Source organism: uncultured Ruegeria sp., from assembly GCF_947500045.1.
Lineage (GTDB): Bacteria > Pseudomonadota > Alphaproteobacteria > Rhodobacterales > Rhodobacteraceae > Ruegeria.
This window is the reverse complement of sequence record NZ_CANMQQ010000001.1, coordinates 625572-651329: the sequence shown is the minus strand read 5'-3', so window position 1 is coordinate 651329 and position 25758 is coordinate 625572. Positions and strand designations below refer to the sequence as shown.

At 59.5% G+C, this 25758-nt stretch carries 31 protein-coding genes; 7 read left to right on the top strand and 24 right to left on the bottom strand.

The genetic code is table 11. From position 1 onward, the window contains the following. Positions 1-99 precede the first annotated feature (99 nt). The gene (gene aqpZ / locus Q1B46_RS03365; protein WP_299659986.1) at positions 100-789 is read left to right on the top strand and encodes an aquaporin Z; all 690 of its coding nucleotides are present in this window, start codon (positions 100-102) and stop codon (positions 787-789) included. Positions 790-840: 51 nt separating this feature from the next. Here the strand turns inward: aqpZ and Q1B46_RS03360 are convergent, their stop codons facing one another. Together Q1B46_RS03360 and Q1B46_RS03355 are read right to left on the bottom strand one after the other, a co-directional pair. Beyond that, the gene (locus Q1B46_RS03360; protein WP_299944682.1) at positions 841-1389 is read right to left on the bottom strand and encodes a peptidylprolyl isomerase; all 549 of its coding nucleotides are present in this window, start codon (positions 1387-1389) and stop codon (positions 841-843) included. Next, positions 1382-1888, bottom strand: a complete 507-nt coding sequence (locus tag Q1B46_RS03355) for a peptidylprolyl isomerase (RefSeq protein WP_299944680.1) — start codon at positions 1886-1888, stop codon at positions 1382-1384. Before Q1B46_RS03355 ends, Q1B46_RS03360 begins: the two co-directional genes overlap by 8 nt. Positions 1889-2024: 136 nt before the next feature. Here Q1B46_RS03355 and Q1B46_RS03350 point away from each other — a divergent pair, with 136 nt between their 5' ends. From Q1B46_RS03350 to Q1B46_RS03330, 5 genes are all read left to right on the top strand, one after another. Continuing rightward, positions 2025-3215 carry a phosphoglycerate kinase gene (locus Q1B46_RS03350; RefSeq protein ID WP_299944678.1) on the top strand — a complete coding sequence of 397 codons (1191 nt, stop codon included), beginning with the start codon at positions 2025-2027 and terminating at the stop codon, positions 3213-3215. Between the two features lie 132 nt (positions 3216-3347). Continuing rightward, a complete protein-coding gene (locus Q1B46_RS03345; protein ID WP_299944676.1) occupies positions 3348-3647 on the top strand; it encodes a septum formation initiator family protein in 300 nt (99 codons plus the stop codon). A 184-nt stretch (positions 3648-3831) separates the two neighbouring features. Continuing rightward, positions 3832-4821, top strand: coding sequence for a pyruvate dehydrogenase (acetyl-transferring) E1 component subunit alpha (gene pdhA / locus Q1B46_RS03340; protein WP_299944674.1), 990 nt, complete (start codon positions 3832-3834; stop codon positions 4819-4821). A gap of 15 nt (positions 4822-4836) precedes the next feature. Continuing rightward, the gene (locus Q1B46_RS03335; protein WP_299944672.1) at positions 4837-6207 is read left to right on the top strand and encodes a pyruvate dehydrogenase complex E1 component subunit beta; all 1371 of its coding nucleotides are present in this window, start codon (positions 4837-4839) and stop codon (positions 6205-6207) included. Positions 6208-6221: 14 nt separating this feature from the next. Continuing rightward, positions 6222-7523: a pyruvate dehydrogenase complex dihydrolipoamide acetyltransferase gene (locus tag Q1B46_RS03330; RefSeq protein WP_299944670.1), complete on the top strand. Its 1302-nt coding sequence runs from the start codon at positions 6222-6224 to the stop codon at positions 7521-7523. Between the two features lie 72 nt (positions 7524-7595). On the opposite strand, the gene cysE is transcribed toward Q1B46_RS03330, so the two are convergent. After that, a complete protein-coding gene (gene cysE / locus Q1B46_RS03325; protein WP_299659963.1) occupies positions 7596-8405 on the bottom strand; it encodes a serine O-acetyltransferase in 810 nt (269 codons plus the stop codon). Positions 8406-8491: 86 nt separating this feature from the next. Between cysE and Q1B46_RS03320 the strand changes: the two genes are divergently transcribed. Beyond that, positions 8492-8830 carry a TraR/DksA C4-type zinc finger protein gene (locus Q1B46_RS03320; RefSeq protein WP_299944668.1) on the top strand — a complete coding sequence of 113 codons (339 nt, stop codon included), beginning with the start codon at positions 8492-8494 and terminating at the stop codon, positions 8828-8830. Here the strand turns inward: Q1B46_RS03320 and Q1B46_RS03315 are convergent. From Q1B46_RS03315 to Q1B46_RS03215, 21 genes are all read right to left on the bottom strand, one after another. After that, positions 8811-9107 carry a hypothetical protein gene (locus Q1B46_RS03315; protein ID WP_299944666.1) on the bottom strand — a complete coding sequence of 99 codons (297 nt, stop codon included), beginning with the start codon at positions 9105-9107 and terminating at the stop codon, positions 8811-8813. The two genes, Q1B46_RS03320 and Q1B46_RS03315, sit on opposite strands and share 20 nt — an antisense overlap. A gap of 2 nt (positions 9108-9109) precedes the next feature. Next, positions 9110-13090, bottom strand: a complete 3981-nt coding sequence (locus Q1B46_RS03310; RefSeq protein WP_299944664.1) for a glycoside hydrolase/phage tail family protein — start codon at positions 13088-13090, stop codon at positions 9110-9112. Further along, positions 13090-13530 (bottom strand): NlpC/P60 family protein, encoded by a 441-nt coding sequence (locus Q1B46_RS03305; protein WP_299944662.1) that lies wholly within the window; start codon positions 13528-13530, stop codon positions 13090-13092. Before Q1B46_RS03305 ends, Q1B46_RS03310 begins: the two co-directional genes overlap by 1 nt. Next, positions 13530-14414: a DUF2163 domain-containing protein gene (locus Q1B46_RS03300; protein WP_299944660.1), complete on the bottom strand. Its 885-nt coding sequence runs from the start codon at positions 14412-14414 to the stop codon at positions 13530-13532. The genes Q1B46_RS03305 and Q1B46_RS03300 overlap by 1 nt, the downstream gene beginning before the upstream one ends. After that, positions 14414-15046, bottom strand: coding sequence for a DUF2460 domain-containing protein (locus tag Q1B46_RS03295; protein WP_299944658.1), 633 nt, complete (start codon positions 15044-15046; stop codon positions 14414-14416). The genes Q1B46_RS03300 and Q1B46_RS03295 overlap by 1 nt, the downstream gene beginning before the upstream one ends. 12 nt (positions 15047-15058) lie before the next feature. Further along, positions 15059-15721 carry a phage tail tape measure protein gene (locus tag Q1B46_RS03290; protein WP_299944656.1) on the bottom strand — a complete coding sequence of 221 codons (663 nt, stop codon included), beginning with the start codon at positions 15719-15721 and terminating at the stop codon, positions 15059-15061. After that, positions 15708-15917 (bottom strand): rcc01693 family protein, encoded by a 210-nt coding sequence (locus tag Q1B46_RS03285; protein WP_299944654.1) that lies wholly within the window; start codon positions 15915-15917, stop codon positions 15708-15710. Before Q1B46_RS03285 ends, Q1B46_RS03290 begins: the two co-directional genes overlap by 14 nt. Then, complete coding sequence (locus Q1B46_RS03280; protein ID WP_299944652.1) at positions 15914-16231, bottom strand: gene transfer agent family protein; 318 nt, start codon at positions 16229-16231, stop codon at positions 15914-15916. The genes Q1B46_RS03285 and Q1B46_RS03280 overlap by 4 nt, the downstream gene beginning before the upstream one ends. Continuing rightward, on the bottom strand, positions 16231-16644 hold the full coding sequence (locus Q1B46_RS03275) for a phage major tail protein, TP901-1 family (protein ID WP_170396490.1): 414 nt from the start codon (positions 16642-16644) through the stop codon (positions 16231-16233). The genes Q1B46_RS03280 and Q1B46_RS03275 overlap by 1 nt, the downstream gene beginning before the upstream one ends. Positions 16645-16664: 20 nt before the next feature. Next, positions 16665-17078 carry a DUF3168 domain-containing protein gene (locus tag Q1B46_RS03270; RefSeq protein WP_299944648.1) on the bottom strand — a complete coding sequence of 138 codons (414 nt, stop codon included), beginning with the start codon at positions 17076-17078 and terminating at the stop codon, positions 16665-16667. Then, positions 17075-17413, bottom strand: coding sequence for a phage head closure protein (locus Q1B46_RS03265; RefSeq protein WP_299944646.1), 339 nt, complete (start codon positions 17411-17413; stop codon positions 17075-17077). The genes Q1B46_RS03270 and Q1B46_RS03265 overlap by 4 nt, the downstream gene beginning before the upstream one ends. Then, positions 17410-18009, bottom strand: a complete 600-nt coding sequence (locus tag Q1B46_RS03260) for a head-tail connector protein (RefSeq protein WP_299944644.1) — start codon at positions 18007-18009, stop codon at positions 17410-17412. The genes Q1B46_RS03265 and Q1B46_RS03260 overlap by 4 nt, the downstream gene beginning before the upstream one ends. Positions 18010-18179: 170 nt before the next feature. Then, on the bottom strand, positions 18180-19358 hold the full coding sequence (locus Q1B46_RS03255) for a phage major capsid protein (RefSeq protein WP_299944642.1): 1179 nt from the start codon (positions 19356-19358) through the stop codon (positions 18180-18182). Positions 19359-19392: 34 nt separating this feature from the next. Then, positions 19393-19938, bottom strand: a complete 546-nt coding sequence (locus Q1B46_RS03250) for an HK97 family phage prohead protease (RefSeq protein ID WP_299944640.1) — start codon at positions 19936-19938, stop codon at positions 19393-19395. A 26-nt stretch (positions 19939-19964) separates the two neighbouring features. Next, positions 19965-20183, bottom strand: coding sequence for a hypothetical protein (locus Q1B46_RS03245; protein ID WP_299659918.1), 219 nt, complete (start codon positions 20181-20183; stop codon positions 19965-19967). Then, positions 20176-21339 (bottom strand): phage portal protein, encoded by a 1164-nt coding sequence (locus Q1B46_RS03240; RefSeq protein ID WP_299944638.1) that lies wholly within the window; start codon positions 21337-21339, stop codon positions 20176-20178. The genes Q1B46_RS03245 and Q1B46_RS03240 overlap by 8 nt, the downstream gene beginning before the upstream one ends. 125 nt (positions 21340-21464) lie before the next feature. Further along, positions 21465-22214, bottom strand: a complete 750-nt coding sequence (locus Q1B46_RS03235; RefSeq protein WP_299944636.1) for a DUF4274 domain-containing protein — start codon at positions 22212-22214, stop codon at positions 21465-21467. Between the two features lie 117 nt (positions 22215-22331). Continuing rightward, entirely contained in the window at positions 22332-23702 is a 1371-nt protein-coding gene (locus Q1B46_RS03230; protein ID WP_299944634.1) for a terminase family protein, read from the bottom strand. Next, entirely contained in the window at positions 23611-23955 is a 345-nt protein-coding gene (locus Q1B46_RS03225; protein WP_299944632.1) for a hypothetical protein, read from the bottom strand. The genes Q1B46_RS03230 and Q1B46_RS03225 overlap by 92 nt, the downstream gene beginning before the upstream one ends. A 280-nt stretch (positions 23956-24235) precedes the next feature. Beyond that, the gene (locus tag Q1B46_RS03220; protein WP_299944630.1) at positions 24236-24703 is read right to left on the bottom strand and encodes a hypothetical protein; all 468 of its coding nucleotides are present in this window, start codon (positions 24701-24703) and stop codon (positions 24236-24238) included. Positions 24704-24784: 81 nt separating this feature from the next. Then, entirely contained in the window at positions 24785-25489 is a 705-nt protein-coding gene (locus tag Q1B46_RS03215) for a metalloregulator ArsR/SmtB family transcription factor (RefSeq protein WP_299944628.1), read from the bottom strand. Positions 25490-25758 lie beyond the last annotated feature (269 nt).

The following is a 25758-nucleotide window of genomic DNA, read 5'->3' as shown; positions in this document are numbered from 1 at the left end:
TTATTGATGCGCTCTCGGTAAAATTCCCCTGAGCCACCAGTTTCACAAAAAGCGATTTTTGAATTACACTGAAAGCCATTGTTTTTCGGAGGACTTTTCATGTCATCAAAACTCATGGCCGAATTCTTTGGCACCTTCTGGCTTGTACTCGGCGGCTGTGGCAGTGCGGTTCTAGCCGCAGGTGTTGCCGATGTGGGCATCGGATGGTTGGGCGTATCTTTCGCTTTCGGCCTGACTGTTCTGACCATGGCCTACGCGGTCGGGCATATCTCGGGCGGGCATTTCAACCCGGCGGTCAGCCTTGGACTGATGATCGGCGGGCGGTTCGACGCCAAAGATCTGATCCCCTATTGGATCGCTCAGGTAACAGGCGCCATCGCAGCCGCAGCCGTTCTGTATCTGATTGTCAGCGGGGCGCCCGGCTTCGAAGGTGTCGGAGGATTTGCCTCGAACGGATATGGTGAGGCCTCTCCCGAAGGGTATTCGATGATGTCGGCCCTTGTGATCGAAATCGTCATGACGGCGTTCTTCATCGTGATCATTCTTGGAGCCACATCTAACGGAGCGCCTGCCGGGTTTGCCCCGATTGCCATCGGGCTGGGGCTTACGTTGATCCACCTGATCTCGATCCCGGTGACGAACACATCCGTGAACCCTGCCCGCTCGACCGGTGTAGCTCTGTTTGCTGATGGTCCGGCGCTGGCGCAGCTTTGGTTGTTCTGGGTGGCACCCCTGATCGGCGGCGCGATTGGTGCGCTGATCTGGCGGGCCATGTCGTCAGACGACTGATCCAACCGCCTTAGAAAGCCCCGGCTCGCAACTGCGCGCCGGGGCTTTCGTTTATTCGGTCACAGTGACCTTTTTCATCGCATCAGGCTGTCCGACCACTGCGCCATTGGGGCCATCACCGCGCTTGATCGCATCAACCACATCCATCCCGTCGGTCACCTGACCAACGACTGTGTACTGGCCGTTCAAGAACGGACCGGGCTCGAACATGATGAAAAACTGCGAGTTCGCGCTGTCGGGGTCCTGTGCCCGCGCCATGCCAACAACGCCCCGGTCATAGTTGTAGTCCGAGAATTCGGCAGGCAGATCGGGGCGATCCGATCCACCGGTGCCCACGCGACGCATGTCCGAGCCCAGGCGGCCGAACTCAACATCGCCGGTCTGTGCCATGAACCCATCGATCACGCGATGGAACACCACACCATCATACTGCCCGGCAGCCGCCAGCGCGGTGATCTGCTCAACATGCTTGGGTGCGATGTCTTCAAATAGATCAACGGTGACGGTGCCATTGGCCCCCTCGCCTTCAATCTCAATTTCCAGACCAGTGGCCAGCGCCGGGCTGGCCAGCAGGGCAAAAACAGCAGCCAGCTTATGCATCGGCAGCCACCTTAACGCTGATCATGCGGTCCGGGCTTGCTGGCGGCTCACCGCGAACAATGGCATCCACATGCTCCATCCCGTCGATAACGCGCCCATACACGGTGTACTGGCCGTTCAGGAAATGGTTGTCACCGAAGTTGATGAAAAACTGCGAGTTGGCCGAATCCGGACTGGCCGAGCGCGCAGCACCCAATGTGCCACGATCATGAGGCAGTTTTGAAAATTCTGCCGGAACGTTCGGCAGTGACGACCCCCCCGTGCCCGCCATACGAATGTTGAACCCGTCTTCCATGTCGCCATGCTGCACATCGCCGGTCTGCGCCATGAACCCGTCGATCACACGGTGGAAGGCGACGTTGTCATACTCACCACCGCGCGCCAGCTCTTTCATGCGGGCCGAGTGCTGAGGGGCCACATCGGGCAGAAGTTCGATGACGACATTGCCGTCTTTCAGCTCGATGATGATCGTGTTTTCGGGGTCTTTGATCTCGGCCATCTGGCCCTCCTGTCTTTGAAACTTGCGCAAATACCTATGACGCGGGCGCGCGAATGCCAAGTGACGCATTGACCTGAAGGCAAAATGCAGGAAAAGAACCGCCTGAAACTGGATGCAATGGGCAAGGATAGACACGATGGGCTGGAAATCTCTGGACGATATGGATCTGAACGGCAAACGGGTTCTGGTGCGTGTGGATATCAACGTACCCGTTGCGGATGGTGTCGTGACAGACGACACCCGCATTCAGCGCATCGTGCCCACCGTACGATACATTCTGGACGCAGGTGGCAAACCGATCCTGCTGGCCCATTTCGGCCGCCCCAAGGGTGAGCGTGTTGCCGAGATGTCGCTGAAACAACTCGTGCCCGCGCTTGAGGCTGCATTCGACACGCCGGTCCGTTTCGCCGATGATTGCGTTGGACCAGAGGCCGAAGCTGCTGCCGCCTCGCTAGGTGACGGCGAAGTATTGCTGTTGGAAAACACCCGGTTCCATGCCGAAGAAACCAAGAACGACCTGGCCCTTGCCGAAGGCATGGCAAAACTGGGTGATGTCTATTGCAATGATGCGTTCTCAGCCGCGCACCGCGCCCACAGCTCGACCGAGGCGCTTGCCCGTTTGCTGCCCGCCTGTGCCGGTCGTCTGATGCAACAGGAACTCAGCGCGCTTGAGGCTGCATTGGGTGCGCCCAAGCGGCCTGTTACTGCGGTCGTTGGGGGTGCCAAAGTGTCGACCAAGCTGGACCTGCTGAGCAACCTGATCGAAAAGGTTGATTATCTGGTGATCGGTGGCGGCATGGCAAATACCTTCCTTGTGGCGCAGGGGCTGGATGTCGGTAAATCGCTGGCGGAACACGCCATGACCGACACCGCCATCGAGATAATGAGCAAGGCCAAAACCACAGGCTGCACAATTGTTTTGCCACGTGACATCGTGGTGGCCGAAGCATTTGAGGCCAACGCGCCAAATCAGGTCCTGCCTGCAGATCAATGCCCAGCGGACGCCATGATCCTGGACGCCGGTCCTGACAGCGTCGTAGCCGTGTCCGAAGTGCTGGAGAAAAGCCAGACCCTGATCTGGAACGGCCCTCTGGGCGCGTTCGAGTTGACCCCGTTCGATACTGCCACCAACGCTGCTGCCCTAAAAGCCGCGACCTTGACCCGCGAGGGCAAGCTGACCTCAGTCGCGGGAGGGGGCGACACCGTGGCCGCACTGAACGCATCCGGTGCAGCAACGGATTTCTCCTACATCTCTACCGCAGGCGGAGCCTTCCTGGAATGGATGGAGGGAAAGACCTTGCCGGGCGTGGCTGCACTGGACCAGTAAGCGCCTGAATTTCAGTCGCCAGCTTTTTTACACATGAGGGGATTCACAAGCCGAATCACCTGTGACATAGTGCGTTCAGACATCCGCAAAGGGTGCGTTTCTGAGGCAGTTTGTTATACGGCGGTTGACACAGTGACCCGTTCCCATCGGCCCGGTCTTGGGGCCTTCATGTTCTTCTCGGTTGCCTTCATGCTGGGGGTCTATTTCACCTTTGCTGCAGTGCAGGGGGATTACGGCCTATTCCGCCGAGTGGAAATCACGGCCGAACGTGACGCCCTGGCACGGGATATGACTCAGCTCAGTGATCGGATCGCACAGATGGAGAACCTGACCCGTCGTCTGTCGGATACCTATCTGGATCTAGATCTGCTGGACCAGCAAGCGCGCTCGGTCCTCGGCATGATCCGCGCGGATGAGATTGTCATTCGCTGATTGCCGCTAGGGACAAGATTTTTCGCCGAAAAATCTCCCGCTTAATATCATCTTCGAAGACTTCCCACACCCGAACCGATTGCACCCTGCCCCCGCGTCACATTTGCACTCGCCAGAGCGCGTGAAATGCTTTATGAGATAGTTTAACGCTAAACTATCTGTCCGAGAGGGGGAGATCGCCACAATGGCTGCGCGAAAAACCACAAAGAAACCAAATGTTTCTGCGGAAGAGCTTAAAGCCTATTACCGCGAAATGCTACTGATCCGCCGATTCGAAGAAAAGGCCGGTCAACTCTATGGCATGGGTCTGATCGGTGGGTTCTGCCACCTTTACATCGGGCAGGAAGCCGTCGTTGTGGGCCTTGAAGCCGCAGCCAAGGAAGGCGACAAGCGGATTACCTCTTACCGCGACCACGGCCACATGTTGGCCTGCGGGATGGAGCCCGGCGGCGTGATGGCCGAACTGACCGGACGCGAGGGCGGTCTGTCCAAAGGCAAGGGCGGCTCAATGCACATGTTCTCGAAAGAGAAGCATTTCTACGGCGGCCATGGCATCGTTGGCGCTCAGGTTCCTCTGGGGGCCGGTTTGGCATTTGCCGACAAGTACAAAGAGAACGGAGGCGTGACGTTCACCTATTTCGGTGACGGCGCCGCAAACCAGGGTCAGGTCTACGAGACGTTCAACATGGCGGCGATCTGGGAATTGCCCGTTGTCTTCGTGATCGAGAACAATCAATACGCCATGGGCACCTCCCAGGCGCGTTCGACCTCCACCAAAGACATCTATCACCGCGGCGAGGCATTCGGCATCCCCGGCGAGATCGTCAACGGGATGGACGTCTTGGCGGTGAAAGCCGCTGGTGAAAAAGCGGTCGCCCATTGCCGCGCGGGCAAAGGTCCCTACATCCTTGAGGTCAAGACCTACCGCTATCGCGGACACTCGATGTCCGACCCGGCCAAGTACCGCACCCGTGAAGAGGTTCAGAAGGTTCGCGAACAAAGCGACCCGATCGAACATGTGCGCGAGCTGCTGCTGACCGGCAAACACGCGACCGAAGATGACCTGAAAGCGATCGACAAAGAGATCAAAGAGGTCGTCAATCAGGCCGCCGAATTCTCAAAAGAAAGCCCCGAGCCGTCGCTGGATGAGCTCTGGACCGATATTTACGCCTGAGAGGACGAATAAGACATGGCAACCGAAATTCTCATGCCCGCCCTTTCGCCCACGATGGAAGAGGGCACGCTGGCCAAATGGCTGGTTAAGGAAGGCGACACTGTATCATCCGGCGATATCATGGCCGAGATCGAAACCGACAAAGCCACGATGGAGTTCGAAGCCGTCGATGAAGGCGTCGTTGGCAAAATCCTGATTGAAGAAGGCACCGAGGGGGTCAAGGTCAACACCCCTATTGCGGTCCTGCTCGAAGAAGGCGAAGACGCCTCCGCCCTGCCCGCGGCTGCACCAGCGGCCGCAGCGGTGGCCGAGGCCGCCCCGGCGGTTGAGGCCCCCGCTCCTGCTGCTGCAGCCCCTGCAGCCCCGGTGGTGGACCTTTCGCCCGACTGGCCTGCCGATGCCGAATTGAAATCGGAAACTGTCCGCGAAGCCCTGCGCGATGCGATGGCCGAAGAAATGCACGGCGACGAAGATGTCTTCCTGATGGGCGAAGAGGTCGCTGAATATCAAGGCGCCTACAAAATCTCGCAAGGCCTGCTGGATGAGTTTGGTCCCAAGCGTGTGATTGACACTCCAATCACAGAACATGGTTTCACCGGCATTGCCGTCGGGTCTGCGATGGCTGGATTGAAACCGATTGTCGAGTTCATGACATTCAACTTCGCCATGCAGGCGATGGACCAGATCATCAACTCGGCGGCCAAAACACTTTACATGTCCGGCGGCCAGATGGGCTGCCCCATCGTGTTCCGCGGCCCCAACGGTGCCGCTGCACGCGTCGCAGCACAGCACAGCCAGGATTACACGGCCTGGTTCATGCAGGTACCAGGGCTCAAAGTGGTTGCACCCTATTCCGCCGCCGATGCCAAGGGTCTGCTGAAATCGGCGATCCGCGATCCCAATCCGGTGATCTTTCTGGAAAATGAAATCCTCTATGGCCGATCATTCGACATGCCGCAGGTGGATGACCTAACCATCCCGTTGGGCAAGGCGCGCATCTGGCGCGAAGGGTCGGACGTGACCATCGTCAGCTTCGGCATCGGGATGCAATACGCGCTCGAAGCTGCCGATAAGCTGGCCGATGACGGCATCAGCGCAGAAGTGATCGACCTGCGCACCATCCGTCCGATGGACACTGGCGCGATCATTAACTCGGTGATGAAAACCAATCGTCTTGTGACTGTGGAAGAAGGTTGGCCGCAAGGCTCGGTCGGCAGCTACATCAGTTCGGTCGTGATGCAGGAAGCGTTCGACTACCTCGACGCGCCGGTCATCAACTGTACCGGCAAGGACGTTCCTATGCCCTACGCCGCGAACCTCGAAAAGCTGGCGCTGATCACCACAGATGAAGTGATCGCAGCCGTCAAACAAGTGACCTACCGGTAAGGAGCGACAGACAGATGCCCACCGAAATTCTGATGCCCGCCCTTTCACCGACCATGGAGGAAGGCACCCTTGCCAAATGGCTCGTCAAGGAAGGTGACACCGTCTCTTCCGGCGACCTGCTGGCCGAGATCGAAACCGACAAGGCCACGATGGAGTTCGAGGCCGTTGACGAAGGAACCATCGGCAAAATCCTGATCCCCGAAGGCACGGAGGGGGTCAAGGTCAACACCGCAATCGCCGTTCTGCTGGAAGATGGCGAAAGCGCCGATGACATCGCGGCCACGCCTGCCGCTGCTCCAGCGGCTGCGCCCGCAGCTGCTGCGGGCAACGAGGCTGCCGCGCCAGCGGCACCCGAGGCGCCCGCCCCCGCTCCGGCGGCTGCGGTCAAAGCCGATGGCGGTCGGATCTTTGCATCCCCTCTCGCCCGTCGGATTGCCGCGCAAAAGGGTCTTGATCTGGCGCAGATCTCTGGTTCCGGCCCCCATGGCAGGATTGTCAAAGCGGATGTGGAAAGCGCCACGGCGGCTCCGGCAGCCGCCGCGCCAGCACCCGCCGCCGCAGCTGCCCCTGCTGCCGCACCGGCTGGTCCGTCAGCAGATATGGTTGCCCGCACGTATGAGGGTCGCGAATACGAGGAAATCAAGCTGGACGGCATGCGCAAGACCATTGCCGCGCGTCTGAGCGAGGCGAAACAGACCATCCCGCATTTCTACCTGCGTCGTGATATCAAGTTGGACGCGTTGCTGAAGTTCCGCAGCCAGTTGAACAAGCAGCTTGAAGGTCGTGGTGTAAAGCTCAGCGTCAATGACTTCATCATCAAAGCCGTCGCCAACGCCCTGCAACAGGTTCCCGAATGCAACGCCGTGTGGGCGGGTGACCGTGTTCTGCAACTGAAACCCTCGGACGTGGCCGTTGCGGTTGCGATCGAAGGCGGTCTGTTCACGCCGGTCCTGCAGGACGCCGACACCAAGTCGCTCTCTGCTCTGTCGGCTGAGATGAAGGACCTTGCGGGCCGCGCCCGCGAACGCAAGCTAGCCCCGCATGAATACCAGGGCGGCACTTTCGCGGTCTCAAACCTGGGAATGTTCGGCATCGACAACTTCGACGCCATCGTGAACCCGCCGCATGCAGGCATTTTGGCGGTTGGCACCGGCCTCAAGAAACCTGTCGTCGGCGAGGACGGAGAGCTGACGGTCGCCACCGTTATGTCTGTCACAATGTCGGTTGATCACCGTGTCATCGACGGCGCGCTGGGGGCCCAGTTGCTGCAAGCCATCGTGGATAACCTGGAAAACCCGGTGGTCATGTTAGCCTAAGCCATTACGACCCAAAACAAAAAAGGCCGCCTCGGAACTCGAGGCGGCCTTTTTTTTCTTATTCAATTCAAACTACTGGTCCTTGCCCAGCATATGATCCATCGAAATCGACGGCTGATCACACCCGGCTTCGCCAACGATCTTGGCGGGAATTCCGGCAACGGTCGTGCACGGCGGAACCTCCTGCAGTACCACCGAACCCGCAGCAATGCGGCTACAATGACCTACTTCGATATTGCCAAGAACCTTGGCGCCGGCACCGATCAGAACGCCATCACCAATGGTGGGATGGCGCTGTTCTTCTTCCTTACCGGTCCCGCCCAGCGTTACCGAGTGCAGCATTGAGACATTGTCGCCCACAACAGCGGTTTCGCCGATTACGATGGAATGCGCATGGTCGATCATGATCCCCTTGCCGATCCGCGCGGCAGGATGGATATCGATCCCGAATATCTCGGACGACCGCATCTGGAAGAAATAGGCCAGATCGTGCCGCCCTTTTTTCCACAACCAATGGGCCACACGATAAGACTGCATTGCCTGATAGCCTTTGAAATACAGGATCGGCTGCAGCAGGCGGTGACACGCCGGGTCGCGCTCATAGACGGCCATCAGATCGGCCCGCGCGGCTTCGAGCAGCGCCTTGTCGGCAGCATATGCCTCGTCCACAATTTCGCGAAGCACCATCATCGACATCTCGTTCGAGCACAGCTTGGCTGAAATACGATAGGAAAGCGCTCTCTCCAGGCTGCGGTGATGCAGGATACAAGCATGCACCAGACCACCCATCAGCGGCTCTTGCTCAACGGCCGCGTGGGCTTCAGAGGTGATACGATCCCAGACCGGATCGACTTTGGTCACATGGCTGCGCGTTTCAAACATGGCGTTTCATCCTTTGCTACGCTTAGAATAGCCATCTAGTGGCAAAAACGCCAAACGCAAACCCTTGATAGGCACTGCAACAAAAAATGAACTCAGCCGAAATGGAACATTTCCGCCAGCTTATTCTTCAGCGCCTTGGCGATCTGGCCGCGCAATCAGCCGCCGGTCAGGATGCGCAATCGGTTGTCGAGCTGGACCAGCAGGCGGTTGGTCGGCTCAGCCGGATGGATGCCTTGCAAAATCAGGCAATGGCCAAAGCCCAACAGGTTCGGCGTGATACCGAGATACATCGCCTTCAGACCGCGCTGGCCCGGATGGACGAGGACGAATTCGGCTATTGCGAAGATTGCGGAGAAGAGATTGCGCACGGACGGTTGGAATTAGACCTTGCCGCATCGAAATGTGTCAGCTGCGCCTCTGGGTGATGTGAAATCGGATCAGTTTGCGCAGAACCATTTCGAAACACTGGCAATATTGCAGATCACCGAAATTTGGTTCTTCGGCCAGAGGGCGATTATTTGCGACCGCCATAAGGGAGCCATTCCCAAACAAGGGATGCAAACGGCCGGTTTTTGCAACATGCTGATCCGCCAGTTCAGCCTCGGCAATCATATCACAGCTCAACCGGTCGCGATCAGGCAGCGGCACGGCCAACAACGCCCGCGCCGCCGCGCTGATATCTCCATGCAGGACCGGCCTCACCGCTACCTTACCGAAAGACGGGCAAACGCCCCGGGACCATAGGTGGCCGAGACCTGTGCGACCGCAACATCGTAGGCCCCGGCCAGCCCATCGTCGGCCTTCATCGAAGTGGAATACTGCCAGACAGGATCACTGGTGACTGTTTCGCGCAGCAAAGCACCGTTTGCAAACACACGGATCAGATAGGATTCGGTCTCTTCCCCCAGAGGCACCTCAAGCCCGCTCCAGTCATCGCCATCGATCCGCGCCCGGCGCACCCACGAGATGTCGTCGCCTAAACCCGATGCAGACACGCGCAAATGCACCGGCGCATAGGGCCTCAGCCCGTTGCCATCGAAGGCTTCGACCAGATGCACATAGGTCGGGTCCTCATAACCGCGCGTTGCAGGGCCGATGCGATAGTGCTTGGCCACGCGGCGTTCCGTACGCAGTAATCCGGTCTGATAGACGCGCTCGTCCAGCAAAACAAAGGTTGACCCTTCCGGCCAAATGTCGGGCATCAGGGCATCTGTCCCCAACTGTCCACGTAGCCGACCCGAGAGAGTGTAAACCCCCGCTTCCTGCAAAGCCGCTTCGGAGAATTGGAACACTTCCCAATTGCCGGGCGTCCCGTCACCGATGGCGGCCAGATTGGCACCACTCAGCAATGCCGATCGTGGGCGTGATTCCAACACTCCATCGATCAGATTGACGCGTAACGCCGCGCCTTCGTCCCAGAGACCCGCGCCAGCACGCCGCAACGGTGTTTCGGTGAACCCGATCACCGCCTGCCCCGCAATCACCTGATGAAGCGTGTAATCTTCATCCTGTGCGGCTGAATACACCGCAACGCTACCGGGCCAGGGTTCTGCCGAAATCGCCAGATAGGGCGCATGCGGCGCTTCGGACCCGGTGATCAGCGGCAGGTCCATGAATACTGGAAGAACTGGCACCGGCGCTGTGAAAGGTTTGGCCGACGCCACATCATCCTGCACCTCGGACGGTGTATAAACACCGGGTTCAATGCGCACTGCATCCACCAGCTGCATTTCGGCCTGCTCCAGCCTGTCGATCCGGTAGAGCGCACTCTCGCCTGCTCCGGGCAGGCGCACCACGTCTCCGGCCCCCACATGCAATAGCGACGGGGGCAGAGCGAACCGCGCGGTTTCACGCGAGATTCGGGATTCACTTAGCCATCGCTCGACTGTCTGGCGCCCCTCGGCACGGGTCATCGACAAGGGCATTTCGTTAACCGCAACCGCGTGGGTTCTGTCGTCAGGCAAGACGGCCTCTTCCGCGACCACGTCGTGATCCGCATCCGACTGAACGAACCGCAGGCGCACGCGCCCGGTCATTTCGGCCTCGGCCTCGCGGCGATGTTCGATGGGTCCGTCGATATCCGAACTGAACGCGATCTGTTCAGGATTCAGATCATGCGCTTGGCGTCCATCGCGTGTTCGAAACACCAGAACACCATCCCGTTCGATCGCATCAAACCCATAGCGCAGCATCAACGGCTGCAACGCCTGCCGTGCGTTCATCGTATCCTCGACCGCATAGCCGCGCACCACGCCGTACAGTTCAGAGACATCGATTGCCGTGACCCCGGCACCATAGCAAAGCTCGGTCACGACCGAGGCCAAAGTCCGCGACCCGGATCGACCATTCAGCCAATGGCCGCGCGCATAATTGTCCCCATCAGACCATTGCGAGCGCAGATTGGGAAAGGTCGGAAATGGACGCGCATCCCAAGCCCAGACAAAGGCGTTCGACAGGTCGACCATCTGGCCATTGTAGATGTCCGATGCAGGGTTAATCTGCGGATCACCCCAATAGCCAAGGACGGCCCTGAGGTATTGAACCATGATAAAGTCGTCCCGTACTCCGTTGGAATAGATCGGCAAATCCGATTCCGAAGATTTCGGATCAAGAAACTTGTTCGGCTGGTTCGTACCCTTGTCGATGGCGGCACAACCCAGCTCGGTGAACCAGATTGGCTTGGCACCCGGCACCCAATCTGTTGGGGTTTCCTGCCGCACGCCCCCGATCCTCTCGTGGTGCCGGTTTGCCCACCAGTTGCGTAGGTCCTTATACCGCCAAACCCATGGCTCACCATGTGCGTCATCGGTGATCGTGCTTCTGATCTGCGCTTCGGCTTCTTCGGGCGAGGCATAGTACCAATCGTACCCTTCACCCCCTTCGATATTGCCACGCAGATAATCCAGATCGTAGATCGAACCGTTCGATGCCCCAGCATCCAGGTGCGAGGCACCATCACGCCAATCGGACAGTGGCATATAGTTGTCGATACCGACAAAATCGATGTTCTCATCTGCCCATAGCGGGTCAAGATGGAAATACCGATCGCCGCTTCCGTCCTGAGGCTGATACCCAAAATATTCGGTCCAATCAGCGGCATATCCGATCTTGGTCTCTGATCCTAAAATCGCACGCACTTCGGCAGCCAGAGACTGCAATTCCTCAACCGCCGCAAAACCCGATGCCCCACGGATTTGCGTTAGCCCACGCATTTCTGATCCGATGCAGAATGAATCCACACCGCCTGCCGCTTTGCACATGGCCGCGTAATGCAGAATGAACCGCCGCATCCCCCATTCACTGGGGCCGCTATAAGATACCGTTCCGCTGCCTACAGAAAAATGCGATGCGCGCGCGGTTCCAAAGAACGCCGCTACTTGCGCATCCGCATCCGCGCTCTGATCCGGCGACCCCGACCGCCCAGGGGCCACGCTCAGCGTAATTCGCCCCCGCCACGGCAGATGCGGCTGATTGCTCGCATCTGACCACGGATCAGGCAGGCCGTTGCCTTCTGATTGCTCCATCAGGATGAACGGATAGAACATGACGCGTTTGCCAGAACTCTTCAGATGCCGGATCGCCTGCACCACAGCTGCATCAGCCGGGGTGCCGCCATAGACCGGGCGCCCCTCCTCCCATTTCACCTGCCCCGCCGCCGCGCGCGACAAGCCCGAAACACTCCAAGGCATATTCTTGCCTTCGATATTCTTGCGCTCGACCTTGGGGCGGATCTGGCACTCTGCGCACCGCAGATCATCACCAAACCACGAAACGATCAACGAGGCCGCTTCGCAACCCGGCAATTCTTTCTCAAGCGCCCGGGTCGACGTCACAAGATCGGACCTTCCCGAAGGCGAATTAACATTCGCCGCCCAGCTGCGCCCCCGCCCTTTGGTGTAATTCACCTGAGATGAGGCCAGCGCGTATTCCCCGGTCCCGGGCATCAGCGCCACGCCCTTGACGATCCGCGACAGCGCGTCTTCGGCGTCCGGCATGCCGTCCTGTTCCTGCCGCACCACCTCGAAAGAAAACTGCGGCACGCGGTTGCCATAAGGACCCAGCGCCAGATCCTCGATCACCACATATGCCGTGCCACGATATGCAGGCACCGTGCCTGCCCCCTCGACCGCCTCGATCAGGGGATCGGGCAATTGTTCGTGATCGCCACGGTAGATCCGCATGTTCAGCGTCCGGCGCTCAACCTCTTCGCCATCGGCCCAGATGCGCGTGATATTCGCGACCTCACCCGCACCAACAGCTATCGCCAGAGACACCGAATAGCTGTAGCTGTGCGTCGTTGTTGTCGTCGTGACCTCAACAGGCTTTGGTTTACCCTTGCCCCCACCACCCCCGCCGGAGGTTTGCGTCGAAGTCGATGTAGATCGGGTTTCCAGAAAATCCGATGCCCAGATGACCTGACCACCGACCCGCATTCGACCAAACACCGTCGCCACCGGCGCGCCCTCACCGGTTTCGGTCAGACGAAAGCGATCCAGACGTCCGGTTTCGACAACCTCGCTGCCGCCGCCCATAACGGACTGGCTCGCCATCAGCCGATTGTCGATAACCCGCCCCAGCGTTGCCCCAACCGCCCGACCGATCACTGCCGTCGACAGGCCCGCAACTGAGCCTCCGATAGAACCGCCAATTGCCGCACCAGCGGCAGACAGAAGTATTGTAGCCATCAGAGGTCCTCCAGCGGGAATTCGAAACAGGCGACGACGCGGCGACGCCACGGCTCGCTCAGCGTATTTTCAACAACACCGTGTCCGGTATAGGCGTGGATAAATCGCTGCGGATCGGTGGTGCTGACGATGCCAAGATGTTTGGCGACCGCCGCATCCCGCATCCGAAACAACAACACGTCACCCGGGGTCATGTCCTCGGGCGATTTCTCGATCAGATGACGGCGGGCCGCAGCCCACATACGCTCTTCGCCCTGTGGCTCGGACCAGTCCATGCTGTAGACCGGCACCGCCTCGGGTTCATGCCCCATCACACCACGCCAAACCCCGCGCAGCAAGCCCAGGCAATCCGCGCCTGCCCCAAGCACTGACGCCTGATGCACGTATGGCGTGCCTAACCAGCGCCGCGCTTCATCAACAACTTTCTGCTTGGCTTGCATCACCGCCTGCTCCTGCCTTTGTGTTGGTTGCTTCTCTTAGGCACCGCCATAACCCAGTCTTCGTGCGGCAGGTCTGGAAAGCCCTGAAAGTTCAGCATGTTGTTGAACTTCAACCGACATGTGGTCATGCGTTTGTCACACCCAGCGGTTAGTTGAACCCGGTCTCCCACCGCCAGCCCGCCACCAATTGCGGACCACAAAGTGATGGCGCGCCCGCCTTTAGTCTGCTCATCCAGTTTGACCGAGGCCCACAAGCCCTGCGCCGCACCGTCCAGCACATCCAGCCTGCCGCGCTCAAACCATCCTGCATCGGCACCATCTGCACCCTGCAAACGCAAACCCGCACCATCCACAGCAACAATTTCTGCCTCAGCGCGATAACCAGTCGAATCCAAAGCAAAACGGCATGCTTTATCGCCCAACACCGCGGTACAGGGCTTTTGATAAATCCGCCCCAATGGCCGGTTCAGCAAATCGGTCAACCCGCGCAATTCCGCGTGAAATGCCCCACCCGCGCGGCGCAATTCGCCGATCGAGCCGCGAAACTGCAGCATCCGCTGCGTTGGGTCAGCCCAGTTGACCAGCCAGGCGCGAACCTCGGCTCCGTCAAAGCGACCCGCCTCGATATCTTCGTCCCGGACCGAGGCATCAGACAATGCTCCCATTGCCTCGGTGTTATCGATCGACAAGCCCGTGGCCTGTTCGATGGCTGCGGCGGTCAGCCCAGTGCTGGCCTTAAAGGTGAGCCCGTCAAAGCTCAGCACCATATCGTGATCGGTGAACCCGAATGTCCGCCCGTCGCGGCGCGTGATCGCCCAACAGCGGCAGGTCGTGGTCAGCCCGCTTTGCAGATGCGCCTGCAGCGCCTGTTTGTCCCCGCTCATCAAACCCGCACCTCGACCACCGGCACGTTCGGCACGTCACCTGCCTGAAAGCTGGCGACGCTGGTCTGGATCTTGTCAGTGTCGAACCGCACGGGCACGTCGAACTCGAACCCGGCAGTGATCTCGACCTGCTCAGGCGGTGGCGTGGTAAATGTCACGCGTCCGATCGCGAGATCGACCTCAAAATCAACACCCTCGCGTTGCGCGTCCTGATCCAGCCCCAGAGTTACAGTCCCCAGCACCGGTTTCAGAATAGGCCGGACATAGCTGAACCCGCCCGAGCTGTAGGTCTTGACCAACTGAAACGTGGTCGTCTCACCATCCCCACGTGCAATCACCTGATCGCCTTTGTCCACTCCAGCCGAGGCGGCGCCCGATTTGAAATCCGACCAGTCCTTCCAGCGGAACCCGAACATCTGGCCCTGTCGCGCCTCGAAGAACGAGATCAACGTCTCGACATCATCCAGCGACCGCATCCCCAGCCCGGCATCGTACCGCCTGCGTGAATGCGCCCAGGGGGTGTTGCGCTCTTCAAACCCGTTGGCCAGCGTCACGATATCTGTGCGCCGCTCAGGCCCACCGACCGAGCCAAAGCTCAGGCTGGCGGGAAATCTCACCTCGTGGAAATTCATGACCTGCTCCCCTTATCTGTTGCGATTGCCGCGGCCCAACGCACGGCTCATCTGTGCCGCGATCTGCCCTTGAGAGCGGTGGAATCCCTGTACATCAGGCGTCGAGATGTTCATCACCACGTTCACCGACCGGCCCCCACCCTGCGTCCGTACGCCAAGCTTGCCGTCCGCCCCACGCGCCAGCGGCATGATCGCTTCGGGACCAGCTTCACCCATCAGCCCGGTGCCGCCCCGCATCGGGAACATGGTCGGGCTGCTGACGATGCCGCCATTCGCAAACGGCATCACGCGGCCCTGGGAAAAACTGCCGCCATCGGCAAATGGCAAAATCCCTTGCACCAGACTGCCAACCCCATTGGCCAGCATGCCGCCAAAGTGATCCGTCACTGGCTTGATCGCCGCCGAATAGGCCGTTCGGATCATCGAGTTCTTCAGGACATCCAGCGCGCCCGACAGGTTCATCCCGTCCAGCACCACGCCATCAAACGCCTTGCGCAAACCACCGGACATACCGCGTTCCAATGTGGCAACATCCTTGCCGGTCTCTTCAAACGCGGAGCTGATCCGCTTCATTTGGTTGTCAAACGCCGAGGCCATAGTGGCAGCATCGCCCAGCGCATCGCCCAACGCCTCTCCTCGCTCCTGCAGGTCGTCAAAACCTTCACGATCCGTCATCACACTCTCCTTGTGTCTTGTCCGGATAGGCCGCCAGCAATGCATCCAGCCCCGACCGGTTCATCGCAGGCAGCCCCGACCCTTGCCCCAGCATCAGCCGCAACTCGGCTGGGGTCAGACGCCAGAACTGCTCCGGCGCCAGCCGCAGGCCGAGAAACCCGGCTCTCATCAGGGCGGGCCAGTCGAACCCGCTCACTGCCCCGGCACCATAAAGGCCCGCGCCAGCAACTCGGCGGCGACCTTGGCCCCTGCCATCGGCCCGCCCGCGATCTCGGCATGCAGCAGGTCATCGCGGACGACCTCAGCACCCCCACCGCGCAAACCAGCCACAATCAGCGCCAGCACATCACCGCTGGAATAGGCCCCGCCTTCAAACCGCTGCACGAGTTCCACCAAGGATCCGGCCCCCAGCTCCTGCTCCAGTTCCGCCAAAGCACCCAAAGTCAGCTTGAGCACCCGCCGCTCCCCATCGATGGTCAATGCCACCTCGCCCGTCCACGGATTGGCCATCAGAGCGCCGTAAAGCTCAGCGCACCGGCGCTTGCCATGCTCATCTCATAGGTCGCCTCACCGTTATGCGAGCCCGCATATTCAATGCTGCTCACCTGAAACGGGCCTTCAACGATGCCGAAATCCGGGATGATCACCTGAAAACCGGGCGTTTCACCGTCGAAGAACAATTGCCGGGCTCGCTCGTCAGTCCCTGCGTCCTTGAACACACCCGAGCCCGAGATCGCGGCCGATTTCACCCCGGCCCCCGACAGCAGCTCACGCCAGCCGCCCTGACTTTCCAGGCTGGTCACATCCACACTTTCCGCATTGAAACTGATCCGCGTGGCGCGCAGGCCCGCGATGGTTTCGAACAGACCGGTGCCGTTCATATCCACTTTGACCAACAGGTCTTTTCCGTTCTGGGCAGCCATATGCTCTCTCCGTTGATTGCTTAATCGTCTTCCACGCGGGCGCGGAATCTCAGGTCGATCTGGCGGATCGCACCGCCTGTACCGGTGCGTCTCGCGCGGGCGCGTTCAAACCACAGGCCAACCAAGCGGCCCCGGTCCAAAACCAGTGCCGTGTCTTCCAGCGCATCACACACGGCACCCGCCAGCGTCTTGGCCGCACCAAAGCCTGCCGCCTCGGACACCACCGACACCGTGAACCGGTGTACTGCGCCAACGCCCGACCGGTCCGACGCTTCGCGCACCTCTTCAGGCCCCAGCGTCACATAGGTCTGAGGCACCGTCCCCGCCGGCACCGCGTCATAGATCGCTCCGCCCGAAAGCGTGCTGACCTGTGCGTCGCCCGAGAGCTGTTGAAACACCGCCGCCTGCAAAGCGGCCGATACGCCATAGCTCATGCCGCCACCTCTTCATCTGCAAAACAGGTCAGGTACTGGCCACGCCCATCACGCTCGGCTACTGCGCGGATCACGAACCGGCGCGCACCTTCGCGAAACCGCTGATCCGGTGTGGGCCGCATTTGGGCCCCCTCGGGCGCCCCTCGCACCACGATCCGAAATCCGACACGCGACACTGACGCGCCACCCACCGCACGTTCCGATCCGCTGCGCGCCGTCACCTCGGCCCAAAGCGTACCCAGCGCGGCCCATGTCTCGGTATAGCCCCCTGCGCCATCGGCGCTGCGGATCGGAGCCTCCAGCACCAGCTTACGGTTCAGTCGCGGCGTGCTCATTGCACCACCCCGGCACCGAAGCGCACCGTGCGATAGCGTTGGATCAAGCTGGTCACACCAAAGGGCATGCAACCCGCGCCCAGCGCCGTTTCATCGCGATATTCGTAGTAATGCGCCGCCAACAGCAGTACTGCCTGCCCTAGGTCAGCGGGCAACCCGCCCCAATCCGCCGCCATCCCGGCGGTGAAGACGATCTTCACCGATCCTCCGGTCTGAACCTTTGGCAAACAAGACCCCATCGGACGCAACCGAGGGCATTGCGTGTCGCGCTCCAATCGGTAAGCCGCCGCGTCCACTACGGTCTCAGTCCCTGACGCATCGGCCATTGTGACCGTATCTACAGACCCAATCGGAGCCACCGGCAAAACCTCACCCGCAGTGTCACGCCAGCCGTTCAGGCTCCACGAGAAATCCCGTTCGATCAGCACCTTACCGGTGCGCGCCTCAATCGCCGCAATGGCCGCACGCAGAAAGCTTTTCAGCACCTCGTCTTGCACATCATCTTCGGCAAAGCCCGAACCCAGCCGCAGATGCGCCTTGAACTGATCCACCGGCAGCGCCGCATCCGCGATGGCGGTTTCTTCGATCAACATCATCCATTCACTCCGCAATCTCGGACCCCACCGGGGCCTCTCTCATGAAAATGACGGGCACGCGCCGCCCCACGTTGCTCGGACGGAGGGGAGCAGCTAGACAACGCGGGGGATCTCACCCCGGCCCGCGCCCGCCGCCCGAAGGGCCAATGGCCCCCCGGATCCGCCACCGTTTAGGCAGTGCCGAATTTCAAAAGCTTGATTGCTGCAAAATCGCTCACATCGCCGCCCACGCGCTTGGTCGCGTAGAACAGGACATGCGGCTTGGCGCTGAACGGATCGCGCAGCACGCGCAGATCGGGACGCTCGGCGACGGTGTAACCCGACTGGAAATCGCCGAAGGCAATCGAATAACTGTCGGTTGCAGCGTCCGGCATATCCTCGGCAATCAGCACCGGATAACCCATGAGGCGCGCAGGCTCACCGGCGGCCAGACCATCGGACCACAGGAAGCGGCCATCGCTGTCCTTCAGCTTGCGGATCAGACCCGCGGTTTTCGAGTTCATCACGAACGTGCCATTGACCCGGTACTGTGCACCCAGAGCATAGACCACATCCACAATCGCATCCGCTTCGACACCACCGTCAACGCCGCTTGCAATATAGCCCAGGCTGTCCCAACCCCAACTGCCGTTTTCCATCGTGCGATGGGTCAGGATACCCTTGGGCTTATCGACGCCGTCTCCATTGATAAACGCCGCCGCCTCGGCTCGTGCGAATTTGTCGGCGATACGACCGGCCAGCCAGCCTTCGACATCGAACGCACTGTCATCCAGCAGACGCTGCGACGCCTTGGGAAGCGCGCTCAACTCATGCAGCGGGATCGAGATACGATCAATCGACGGGGTCGATGTCTCGGTCGTGGCCGAGTTCTCATCTGCCCAGCCCGCACCCACATCGGTGTGGTCAATCAACACATCGAACGAGTTCGCCTCGACATTCACCACCGACGCGATCGACCGGATCGAAGCGGTCGAGTTCAGCACCGATTTGATCATCTCAGCCGTCTGCGGATCGATCAGATAACCGCCATCGCTGTTGACCGCACTCGATAGCGATTTCGACTCCATCTCCAGCCCGCGCAGCGCGTCATCCTCGCCTGAACGCACATAGGCATCAAAAGCTTTCTGGTGCGGGGCACCGTCAAGGGTCGAGGCCGCAAGATGCGGGCGTGCCGCGATGGTTGATTTACGATCCAGCATGGTCAGTCGCTCTTCTGTCTGTTGCAGTTTGGTTTTAACTTCGGCCTTGAGGCCCTTGAATTCATTCACGAAGCCAGCCATCGCCTGCTTCACCTCCTGAACCAGGGGCGCACCCTCTCCGGTCAAGGCCGGGCTCTCGGTCTCGCTCATCAGCATGTCCTGTTCTGAGTGTGTTTGAGGCGCGCTAGGTCCGCGCCAGCTCCTGCCGGGCGTGGTCAAACACCTCGGCAATACTGCGCCAGGTGTTCTCGGCGTCAGGGTCGCTCCCCTTCGCCGCCACCCGCGCACTGGGCAGCATCGGGAACGTCACCAGCGACACCTCCCACAGCTCCAGTTCCGTCAGGACCCGCTGGCCCTTATCATTCTTCACGGCCCGCTTGGTACGATAGCCAATTGACAGGCCATCCATCGCGCCCGCCCGGATCAGCTCCGCCGCCTCGCGGCCCTTCTGCGTGCTTTCCAGCAGACGCCCCTTGACCCACAGGCCCTTGTCGTCTTCCCGCACCTCATCCCAGACACCAATGGGCTGCGCCGGGTCGTGCTGCCACAGCATCTTGACCCGCTGACCAGCGGCCTTAAGCCCCTCAAGTGAGCCCCGATACGCCCCGCGCTGTACCACATCGCTGCCTTGATCGACCTGACCAAACAGGCTGGCATAGCCCTCGATCACCGCATCCTCAGATACGGATAACCCATCGCCAAACCGCGCAAACTTATGCTCTAAATCCATGAACTTCTCCATGTAACCAACTGAACTCATGGCGTTACCACCAACAGAGACTGAAACGCCTGCGCCAGGATCACCGCCGCCACGCCATAGACCGTCAACCACAACCGTTTCTCCAACCGCTCCATCATCTCTTCGATCTGATCTAGCCTGCGACACAAATGCGCGTGCTGAATCTCGGCCACCCGCTCATGCGCATCCAGACGCAGGCCAGGGGCGCACTCGAACGGGGGATAGCCGTCACCCATCCACACGCTCCGGCAGGCCCAGCAAGGCACGCTTCTCGGCATCGCTCAGGAAGTCGGCCCCATTGACCCGCGCCCATTGCGCGTCGCGTTCTGCCGAGAGCGCAGGCACCTGATCCAGATCCGGCTTCAGCACCAACTCCTCGCCTCTAAAGCCCGCCAGCCAATCCGACACCGCCGCCGCCACCCGCGTCACCAGAGGCAGCACGGTCAGGCGATAAAACGCCCGGTTGGCCTCCTGATAGTTCGAATAGGTCGCGTCGCCCTGGATCCCCAGCAGCATCGGCGGGACCCCAAAGGCCAGCGCGATCTCGCGGGCGGCGGCTTCTTTGGTCTTTTGAAACTCCATGTCAGAGGGCGAGAAACCCATCGGTTTCCAATCCAGCCCCCCCTCCAGAACCATCGGACGACCTGCATTGCGCGCACCGCGATAGTTCTGCTCAATCTCATCCGAAAGGCGCCGAAACTGATCCTCGGCCATCACCCCATGGCCATCACCACCCTTCCAAACCAATGCTCCCGAAGGCCGCGCCGCATTATCCAGCAGCGATTTCGACCACCGAGACGCGCTGTTATGCACATCAATCGCCATCGCCGCCGCCTGCATCGGTGAGAACCCGTAATGATCATCCTGCGGGTGGAACGACTTGATATGACAGATATTTTCCGCCGCAAACCGGTGCTTCTTGCCGCCAACCGCGTAGTCATACGCCTTAGGCCACCCATCTGCGCCCGGTACCACGCTCATCCGGTCCGAGCGCAACACATGCAGCTCGACCGGCAGGCTCTCATCGGCTTGCACCGCCTCGACATAAGCATTGCCCGACAACAGCAACTGCCCGAACAAAGCCTCCATCAACTCCGCCCGCCCCTGCGCCGCATTCGGACGGCGCATCAGCGACAGGATCGGATGCACATCAAACCGCTGCGCCTGATCCTGCAACACCAAGGGCAGAGCCGCCGCCGCCTCGGCAATCAGCTTGACCGAACGAAACCCCACCGGGTTCCCCGAAAACCCAGTCCGCGTCAGCGACACCGCATCCCGAGGGCTCCACGCCACGCGCCCGCCCGTCTGCCACGCCACCACAGGCCCCGCCGCGCTCGCCTTCGCCTCGGGCGCTGCCTCAGCCGATCCACGACGCAAGAAATCGAATACCATCTGTGCTCCTTTCTGCCGCCGCTCTGCCCGGCTTGTTGAAAGGAGTTATGACGGAAAGAAGTTTAGGGCTTGGGAATGGGGCGTACGGGGGTTGGGCAACGGGTTTGCCCCACTATGCCGGCATGCTAGCCAAGTATCGCTGCTTGGCTTTTCGGCATTACAAGAATACCATCTTCATCTACAGAGTATTCCACTATCAATGTGTCTCCAGTTCCGCCTGCACGAAGAGTAAATTCAGGTATATCAAGGATGGAAATCTGGTCTTCCTCCAACTGAGTTTGCGCATCCAGAGACTGCTTAATCTGGTCTTCACCTGTGACTCCGTTCATCAATCGGGAATCGTAAGACAATTCGACAATGTAGCTTTCTCCGCAACGTTCTCGTTCTGCTATTAGACGCAATACGCCCAATGCATCCGACTTTTCGGCGTATGGATCGCCTTTTGGCTTTCCGCAAAAATATGGACCTTCTAGATAGTTGTAAGCCTTAACAGCTACTAGGGCATCACAGTCCGGTTGAGATATTATCCATCCGATAGTTTCGTATGTACTGGGAAGGTCATAGTTCAACCCGGACACGACCGAAAACCACAACGATTGATCACGGTGGGTTTCAAGAAAAGGTATTGTTTCATCAAGAGAAACCCCGAACGAATTCAGGGGATGACCAAAATACGTTCCATCCCGATAATTGGCTCGTTCAGGGACAGGGACCATATCTTTTGGGTCTGCCGGATTCTCTTGAATTCCAGCCTTCACTATGTCGAGCTGAGCCTGGTAATAATTTAGCTCTTCTTCAGATGGCTTTCTTGGCGTTTGAGGTACAACTTGGTTATGGCTTGGTTTTCCGAAAATCGACTTGAGTATTTTCAGCAAAGACTGTCTACCCCGTAATTTCTTTACAGCTGACCAACAAGAAGCCAAAGGCGTTCTCTGGCATCAGAAGGAGCGTTGAAATGCTGCCCGAAGTCAACTCAAAGCTGAGTCTTTTTGCTACAAACTCCGCACCCTCGGCCTCCGATACGCCCCCGCAGGTGCCACAACCAACTCATGCAGCGCCCAGACCAGAGCGTCTACCCGGTCGGGCGAACCCTGCCCCTCGAACCCGCGCGCGGTCATCTGGCACATCTGCTCCTCCAGCGCGTCCAGCCCGGCCACATGGCTCACCCGCCCCTGCTCGTACAGTGCCGCCACAGGCTCGGCTCGCGCGACCTTGCCGCGTGAGGCCCGCACCGCCCGATAAGGCACCAGAGGGTCCACCTGCCGCACGACCTCTTCCACCAGTTGTCCGCCCTGATTGACCTCGGCCACCAGCCGCTCGGCCCCGAATTCATCCATCGCGTTAATCGCCGCCTGCGCCCAGCCCGCCGGGCCAACGCCCTGCACCGTCCGGTCGGCCAGCACATAGGCGCGCCACGCCTCGGGCGGCCCCTGCACCTGAGCGCCCACGACCACAATCCCACAGGCATCCGCATCCGCCCCTGCCGTCACCGCCGGGTCCAGCGCCACCACGATGCGATCCAACGCGGGCACCTGCGCGCACCGTGCCGCCTCCAGCATCAAGCCTGTCCATAACGCCCCCTCGGCATCCGACAAAAGCACCCCATCCAGCTCCTGCCGCCCCAGCCGTGTACCGGCATAACGCGCGCGCACTTCCTCTAGAAACGATCCCGCCAGATTGGCCCGGTTCGCCTCGGTCGGCGCATGGGTTTGCACGGTGGAGGGCGACGCCAGCAGATCCTTCAAAACCTTCACATTGCGCGGTGTCGTAGTCACGCAGACCCGGGGCCGATCCCCCAACCGCAGGGCAAATTGCAACATATCCCAGGTCTCGCCCGCCTTCTTCCATTTGGCCAGTTCATCCACCCAGGCCGCATCAAACTGAGGGCCACGCAACCCCTCGGGATCATGCGCCGAAAACGCTTGCGCCTCGGCCCCATTGGGCCAGACCAGTTTCCGCTCGGATGCCTTCCACGTGGGTCGCCGATCCGGCGGAGAGCACTGCAATATCCCGCTGTCACCAAAAATCATCACATCGCGCACCTGATCAAAGGTCTCACCAACCAAAGCCACGCGACACGCCTCACCCCGATCCAGCGGCAACGACCCTTCGACCACAGACCGCACCCATTCGGCCCCGGCGCGCGTCTTACCAGCCCCGCGCCCGCCCATGATCACCCATGACCGCCAGTCCCCTTCCGGCGGCAACTGATGCGGCAGCGCCCAAAACTTAAACAGGAAAGGGAGGGCACACAGCCCCCCCTCCCCGATCTCACTCAGAAATCTGTCCTGCACCGCAGCAGGCGCGGAGGCGAGCCAGCCTGCACCCGATCTCAGATCGTGCCCGATCAAGGTCGAGCGCATAGCCCCCTTGGGCAATTCCGGCTTGTCTGTGATGTTGTTCGACAAAGCTTGTCTCCACTTTCTGGCAACTTCGGATCAGCCCCTCTAGCTGACCCAGTTGCTTGCCTGTTCCGGCAAGGTCTGCATCCTCCCCGGCACCGATCTGTTTGCGCAGTTCTTCCGCTGCTTGGCGCAGATCGCGAATGGACCTCTCAAGCGACATCAACAAGTCAGCCGTCTGGGAAATCCGCTCTTCCGGGGTAATCAAAGTCATGTTTGCCTGTGACCTCATGCGTGAGTTTTCTCCGCACGAGAGAAACGAAAAAACGGCCGCCGGGTCGCCCCGGGGCCGTTGCCCACTTCTTCTAGCATGACATAATTCATACGAGATTAAGTTCGCAAAGTCAATGAGTTGCGCAACACGAACGCAACGGCGACCGTCCTATCAATTCATAATTCGATAACTCGCAAACCACCACTATTCACCGAATCTGTATAATGCACCAAGCCTCCAACAACGCCGGATTGCGCGCTTCAGGAACCAACTTCAACTATTACCGAGTCATCCTTCCTGACTTCGGTTGGTGCGCCTCGGGAACCCATTCTTCTGCGTCACCATTCCAGAACCTGTTGGGATTATCCTCATCCAGCCCACGAATATGGAGCGTTCGCAAACACTGACCTACAAGGATTACCGGTTCCTCGTAGGGATGAGTTTCATAAATGGTCTTAAGCACTTTTGTCGTGTTTGACGCATCACCCGATAAAAAGAATGACACCTCTACACAGGGTACTTTGACCGCACTGGGAGTCGAGGCGTTGCGCCCTCGCCCTGTTGAACGGAATTGCTGTTGTCCCAATGCCGTCTGGTAGGTGACGCTATCGTAATCGCCGTATGTTAAGGCGTCCTCTGCCAGTATCGCGTCCATGATCTTTTGGACATGGGTCTCAGGTACCTGCACGATCACACGTACCCCGGTTTCGGTTTTGAACCGGTCATTCTCATATTCTGTTGGTGCCATGGTTTGGTCCGCCTTTCAGGTCTTTTCTAGACTGAAAACACGGCACTACGGGAAAAGGACGCTTCGTTCTCGACCGAACCATTAACCTGTTTTGACAGGGTAAACATCCTCTGGGAACAGGTCGAACCAGCGCTCGAAAGCGTTATAACCTGATGGCGTGATGGTAAGCGCACGGCTTCCAGTTCTTCGAACCAACCATCCAGTGTCCAAACACTTCTGCATAAGCGCGATCGCAAAAGGACCCGAGATATGATGCCGCCGCTCTGTCCAATCCAGGCAGAGCTTTGCAACAGGTCTATCTGACTCCGAAATCATCCCTCTCAGGCCGAAATCGGTCAGAAAAGCCTCGTATTCCGAGCCCCGAGTAACTGTATCATTCTGGATGTTCAGAACATGTCGCTCGGCCAGAGCTTTCGTCATCATCACACCCAACTGTCCTGCAATGTGATTGTAACAACTCCGCACCAATCGCGTATCCTTTTGGGAATTACCAGCCCGGTTAAGATGATCAGTTGGCGACAGGAGAGACAGACATTCAAGTGTGCTGGCCACATCTTCGTTTCGAATACGGTGATAAACATGCCGCCCACTCCGCACCGAAGACGTCAGTCCCGCCTGTTCCAGTTGCTTCAAATGTGCAGTTGCGGTTTGCGGCGTAATACCTGCGGCACAGGCCAGTTCCTTGTTGGTGAACGCACGCCCATCCATCAATTCGCACAAGATGCGTGATCGGCTGGGATCGGCAAGCGCCGCCCCAACGATATCCAGTCTTGGTTCAATCGCCATACCGCAACCTATCGCCAATCATTAAATCTCGCCAGACACGACAATTCGACAGTGACCGAAGTGCCGATTGGTTTTTGTTTAATAGTATCTGCCAAGTAAAAACTTGACAAAGCTTGCGGTTACCCCCATTTCCCGGAACACAAAGCGCCAAAGCGTGAGCATTGGCGGGCCTCAATCGGCCCGACGGCGCCCAACCTTCCCATAGTTCCCCATTCACGCAGGGTTCTTGACGCGACGACCAGATGATGCAGGAACCGCCTGCGCTTCCC